The 6,769-nt window shown below is 49.5% G+C and carries 1 protein-coding gene (only partly in view); it reads left to right on the forward strand.

Features of this window, described 5'->3' with window-relative positions; genetic code table 11:
- A protein-coding gene (locus ACSYTE_RS01945; protein WP_491717040.1) for a DUF5776 domain-containing protein crosses the window boundary here: on the forward strand, positions 1–6,603 show its 3' end. Its footprint begins 21,705 nt before the window's first position; the window shows 6,603 of its 28,308 coding nt (coding positions 21,706–28,308); its start codon lies beyond the left edge, outside the window; the stop codon is at positions 6,601–6,603.
- Positions 6,604–6,769 lie beyond the last annotated feature (166 nt).

The following is a 6,769-nucleotide window of genomic DNA, read 5'->3' on the forward strand; positions in this document are numbered from 1 at the left end:
GTTGCCGCTGCCTCAGATGCGGTTGATAAGGTCCTTTCTGCTAATCCAACGAACCAAGCGGTAATTAGTGCCGCTAGTGCTGCTAGTTCAGCAACTGTTCAGGCGAATGCTGCAACGCAATCAGCTAGTGCTGCTACCGTGATCGCTTCATCTGCTAACGTGGTTGCTGATCAACAAACCAAGGTGGCGAACGATGCACGTGATGCTGCTAGTTCATATGCAGCATTAGCATCATCGGCCGCTAAGCACTTCGATCCAGAAACCGCTAGCGTTGCTACCAGTAACGCGGTGGCAATGGAATCCGCTGCTAATTCAGCCGCCGCTGCTGCCAGTGCTGCTCGAGTTGATGTAGAACGAGCACTGCAAAGTGCAGCTGCCGCTTCACTTGCTGCCATCAGTGCATCCGAAGCTGCTAATACGGCGCTAGATGCTGCCAACTCTGCCGCCGGACATGCTGGGACGCTTACCAGCAGTGTGGCTAGTGATACTGCACGGGCAAGCACCGCCGTTGCAGATGCCAGTTCTGCTGCTTCTGCTGCCAACCGCGACTACAGTGGGACGGCAACCGAACCTAATAATGCAAGTTCATCAGTTTCATTATCAACGAGTGCTGCGAACACGGCTGCGAGTGCAAATACCATTGCGAACTCAGCTAATGATGCTGTGAACTCAATTGCTGCTAAGCATCCTGGGATTGACGGAATGGATCAGGCAATTCAAAACGTTGCAAACGCATTATCAGTCGCAAGCTCCGCAAATGCGACAGCTAATGCTGCCCAATCAACTGCCCAATCTGAATTAGCCAATGCGAGCCAAGCTGCGAGTGCTGCTGATTCAGCTCGCGATGCGGCAAGTAGTTTTGCACAGGTGAATGCTGAGAATGCATCCCTTGCAATCAGCTACGCTGCTACTGGGAACTCTGATAGTGCAACTGTTCACAGTCAAGCCGCTAGTTTAGCTGCTAACAGTGCTGCCGAACAGGCTGCAATTGCTAAGGCGAACAGTCAAGCTGCATCTATTGCTAGTTCGGCTGCTGAAAGTGCCGCCCAAGCTGCAGTGATAGCTGCTTCAAATGCCAGTGCTGCAGCTAATAGCGCTAATTCAGCGGTTAGTGATGCAAAGCTTCTCGCAGATGGCTTCAATGCTAATACTAGTGCACAACGGGCTTCTCAAGCAGCTACCAATGCTGAACAGGCTGCGAGTGCTGCTGGCAATGATAGTCAAGCTATCACGACTGCATCATCAGCGGTTAGCAATGCTGCGAATGCTGTTAATGCTGATAAACAAAGTGCGATTACCGCTGCTTCCTCAGCTGCCGCATTGCTTGTTGAGAACTCAACCAATCAACAAGTCGTTAGTGCCGTTAGTGCTGCCAACCAAGCGGTTGCAAGTGCGAGTGTCGCTACGCAGAATGCTAGTGCTGCGGTCGTCGTCGCTACATCCGCCAGTGTCGTTGCCGATCAGGAAACTAAGGCCGCTAACGATGCACGGGATGCCGCTAGTTCATATGCAGCAATTGCACAATCAGCTGCTAAGAACTTCGATCCAGAAACGGCAAGCGCCGCAACTAGTAACGCAGTATTAATGGAATCTGCTGCTAGCTCGGCTTCAGAAGCTGTCAAGTCAGCCCGCGCTGATGTTGAACAGGCATTGCAAAATGCGAATGCTGCGGCTAGTGCTGCTAAGGCGGCCAATGAAGCTGCCAATGCCGCATTACAAAGTGCGAATACGGCTGCTACCAATGCTGGTAACGGCAGTGCTGCGATTGCTAAGGACGTTTTAAGAGCTAGTGAAGCTGCCAATGCCGCTTCCTCAGCTGCATCCGCTGCGAACCGTGATTACAGCGGGACTGCTAGCCAAAGCAATCACGCTAGTTCATCGGCTTCATTAGCTGCGAGTGCGGTTGTTGTTATCACTAGTGCATCTGCAACCGTTAGTGTAACCAATGCAGCGGTGAACTCGATTGCAAATAACCATCCAGGCGTTTCTGGAATGGATCAAGCAATCAGTGCCGCAAGCGTTGCCAATGCAGCTGTTCAATCAGCCAATGCTGCTGTAAGTGTTGCTAATTATGGTGCACAAGCTGAATTAGATCATGCTAGTCAGGCTGCTAGTGCTGCCAATGCTGCACGGGATGCGGCTAGCAGCTTTGCAAAGGTCAATGCCGATAATGCTTCGTTAGCCAATAGTTACAATGCATTAGGTGAGACCGCAAGCGCTAGTTCGTATAGTACTGCTGCGCGTCAAGCAGCAGATGCTACGGAATCACAAGCCACCATTGCTGAGCACAATCGGCAGTTAGCATCTTCCGCAAGTGTTGCTGCTGAACAATTTGCAAGTACCGCGCGCGCAGCTGCAACGATCGCTGCGAGTGCAGTGGCCAGTGCTAATTCTGCATTGGGTGATGCCCAACTATTAGCTGATGGCTTCAATGCTAGTGCTAGTGCACAAAAGGCTGCGGATGCCTTTGAAAGAGCAAAGAGTGCTGCTATCTCTGCTGGTAACGACAGTAACGCCATTACTGATGCTTCAGTAGCGATTGCGACAGCCTCGAACGCTGCTGTAGCCAATACGCAAAGCGTTGCAATTGCTGCTAGTTCAGTCGATCAAGTTCTTAGTGCTAATCCAGCCAACAAGAGTGTTGCCAGTGCTGCTAGCGTTGCTAAATCAGCATTGAGTCAAGCAACTGGAGCGAACCAAGCGGCTAGTGCTGCTGCTTCATTAGCTGCATCGGCAAGTGAGGTGGCTGATCAACAAACCAAGGTCACCAATGATGCACGGGATGCCGCTAGTTCATATGCAGCCGTAGCATCAGATGCTGCTAAACGCTTTGATCCTGAAGCAGCCAGCGTTGCTACTAGCCTTGCCATTGATAAGGCCAATGCTGCTTCGACTGCCTCCTTAGCGGTCAGTTCCGCTCGTAGCGCTGTCGAACAGGCATTAAGCACCGCTGCTAGTGCCTCGACAACTGCTAGCTCAGCTTCTGAAGCTGCCAACGCAGCCTTAGATGATGCCAATGCTGCTGCTGGGCATGCTGGGACGTTGAACAGTAGCGTGGCTAGTGATACTGCACGTGCAAGCACCGCCGTTGCTGACGCTAGTGCCGCAGCATCGGGTGCTAACCGTGATTATAGTGGCACTGCGACTGAACCGAATGCCGCCAATTCATCGGCTTCTTTAGCAAGTAGTGCAGCTACGACTACTGAACATGCATCCTCAGCTGCTAATTCATTTAATAACGTCGTCCACTCGATTGCTGCTGCTTACTCGGCAGCACCTGGCATGGATCAGGTGCTAGCAAGTGCTGATTCTGCATTAGCAATCGCTAGTGCTGCTAATTCAATCGCAAGCGCTGCAAATGCTACCGCCCAGGGTGAATTAACAAACGCTAGTTCAGCTGCGAGTGCTGCTAACTCCGCTCGTGATGCCGCAAGCAGTTTTGCTAAGGTAAATGCTGATAATGCTTCACTAGCAATTAGCTACGCTGCACAAGGTGACATGCAAAGTGCTGCTGAATACAGCCTTGCTGCTAGTCAAGCTGCCAATGCGGTTGCTGATCAAAATGCGGCTGCTAGGGCAAATAGTCAAGCAGCCTCGCTTGCTAGTTCTGCGGCTGCCAGTGCTGCTCAAGTCGCTAAGAACGCAGCTATCGATGCCAGCGCGGCCGTTGTTAAGGCCTCCGCTGCGGTCGATAGTGCTAATGTGATCGCCGATGGATTTAAAGCGAGCGTTAGTGCGCAACGGGCAAGCGAAGCCGCTGTAAATGCTGCGCGCTCAGCTAATTCAGCTGGTGTCGATAGCCAAGCGATCACAACGGCATCATCTGCGATCACCGTTGCCGCAAGCACTGCTGATGCTGCTGTACAAAGTATCTCAGCAATTGCCAGTTCTGCTGGACAAATCCTTTCTGCTAATCCAGCCAATCTTCAAGTTGCTAGTGCAGTTAGTGCAGTCAATGCAGCCGTTAGTCAAGCGGCTACTGCTAGCCAAGTTGCTAGTGCTGCTGTTCAAAGCGCATCAGCAGCTAGTTCAATTGCTGATCAACAAACGCAGGTCGCAAGTAGTGCACGGGATGCTGCTAGTTCATATGCAGCAAAGGCCCAATCCGCTGCTGATCACCTTGATCCACAGACTGCTTCTACAATGACGAGTTTGGCAGTCAGTGCTGAAACAGCGGCCTCCTCAGCATCTGCTGCTGTGCAGTCCGCACTTGCTGATGTTCAACAAGCATCGCAAAGTGCCAGTCGTGCTGCGGATGATGCTAAGGCTGCTAATGCAACCGCTCAATCTGCATTGCAAAGTGCAGTTAGTGCCGCTAGCGTTGCCAGTGGGACTCAGCAAAGCATTACTAGTGACGTTGCATTAGCCAGTTCTGCAGCTTCCGTTGCTAGTGTAGCTGCATCTGGAGCGAACCAAGATTATAGTGGGACTGCCAATGTAAGCAACCACGCTAGTTCGTCTGCTTCCCTTGCCAATAGTGCAATGAGTGCTGCTCAAAGTGGTGCGCAAAAAGCTGCCAGTGTTGCTGCATCAGCCAGTGCCGTTGCTAGTGGGAACTCTTCAGTGCCTGGCATTAGCGCCGTCAGTTCAGCGCTCAGTTCTGCAGCAGCAATTGCTTCGACTGCCGCTGTGAATGCCGCTTCCGCTAATTCAGCCGCCCAAGCTGAAACGATGAAGGCTAGTCAAGCTGCTAGTGCTGCGAACGTGGCTAAGGCTGCTGCAAGTAGCTATGCACAGGTGAATGCGAATAACGCATCGCTTGCCAACAGCTATGCTGCTCAAGGCGACACGGTGAATGCTGCGAATGCTAGTCAGGCTGCTCATCAGGCAATGGTGAGTGCTGAAAGTCAAGCTGCGATCGCACTGCAAAACAGCCAGGCTGCAGCGAATGCCAGCCAAGCTGCTGCTAGCTATGCATTAACTGCAGTTTCGGCCACTAACCTAGTTGCTTCAGCAAGTGCCCAGGTGAACCAATCAGCTACTGCGATTGCTACGATGGTAAGTGCCAATGGTGGATTACAATCATTAGCGGTTACGAGTGCTGCAATTAGCTCATCCGTGAGCCAGGCAAGTGCTTATAACGCCACCGTAGTTCAATCCACGGCAAGCGTTTATAATTACGCCTCCGTTGCCAGTGTTGCTGCATCACAAGCCAATAGTTATCAAGTTTATGCCATCACGGCGGTTGGTAGCATTAGCTCATATGCAGCTGCTAATCCTGCCAACTCCCAACTAAGTAGTTTGAATAGTCAAGCTAGTGGGTTGAACCTGACGATTAATTCTGCAAGCATCGTTGCTAGTCGGAATGCGAGTCAGGCCAGCGTCTACACTAGTCAAGCTGCTAGTGCTGCGACTGCATTATCCAACGCTAACATGGTAGTAACGACCGCGCGTTCAAATGCTAACAGTGCATACTTGGCTGCTTCTAGTGCTTATGCTGCTGGTAGTTATTCATTAGGTGATAGTTTAGCTGCTACGTTCAAGGGATATGCTGCGGTTGCTAATTCCGCAGGGGCCGATGCAGCTAGTGCGTACAGTGCATTCAATGCTGCTAGTTATTCAGCAAGTAGTGCCGCTAGTGTTGCAGTGAGTGCTGCTGTAGTTGCTAAGTCGGCTGCTGAGATGCTTAGTGGATTCGTTGCTCAAGCAGCTGGATTGATCTCCAGTAGTCAAAGTTCAGCTGTTCAATCATCAGCGAGTTCGACTGCTGCGTCCAGTTCCGCTTCGGCAACGTCATCGGCAGCTTCATCAGCAACGTCAACTACTTCCTCAGCCACCAGCAGTGCCTCTGCTAATTACGATAATTTCTTGAAGGGTATCAGTGATGCTAAAAAGAAAATTAATAATGGCGATCTAGCAACCGATAGTGCTTATGTTGCTGGTCGGACTGGCTATTTAGCCGGGAGCAAGGCTGGTTATAATGGTAAGCAACCGACTGCACTTGCTAGTGATGCTTCGCAATACGAAAGGGCGTATGCACTAGGAGCTAGTGCTGGATATGTTAAGTATCAAAGCCAAGCAGCCGTTGGGAAACAAAGGGCCAATAGTAGTTATCTAGCGCTAAGCTCGCTAAAGAACCGCTCGAAGGGTTATCGGGATGGTTACCTTAAGGCTTACAACGCTAAGTTAGCCAAGCATCCTAAGTATATCTACGCAACTGATTCGATTTACTCCTATAAGGGAGCAACTTTCAACACTCATTTACGGAAGGTATTACACCCTAAACGTTCACGGACGAATGCAATTCAATATCGGATCAAAAAGATCGTAATGACCAAATCTGGATTAATTCGTTACTATGTCAAAGCACTGATCAGTGGACGTCAAGCTGCTAAATACAGCGGCTACATTACTGCTAATCGGAAGTATATTGTTAACACTTATTACCAAAGCACTCCTGCTACCAAGCAAGTTCGAGTAATTAACAATAAGGGGATCAGAATTCATTCCGCAACTAAGTTCGATCGGAATAATTCCACCTATGTTAAGAAATCAACTAAGCTAAATGTGCAGCGAATTGTTAAGTATAAGGGTATTACCCGCTTCTATATCGGGAATGGACAGTATATTACAAGTAACAAAAAGTTCGTTAAGTTTATTTAACCCGTTTAAAAAAGAAATTAAATTGATAAAAAATATCAATTTAATTTCTTTTTTTTTGAACCTAAATCAATGATTATATTTCTAATAAGTGGTACACTTAACAGCATAAGATACTGTCCACAAATGGATAGATTGTTTTTATACTAATAGATTTAAAGACGCAAAA

This window comes from Nicoliella sp. ESL1120 (assembly GCF_058508515.1).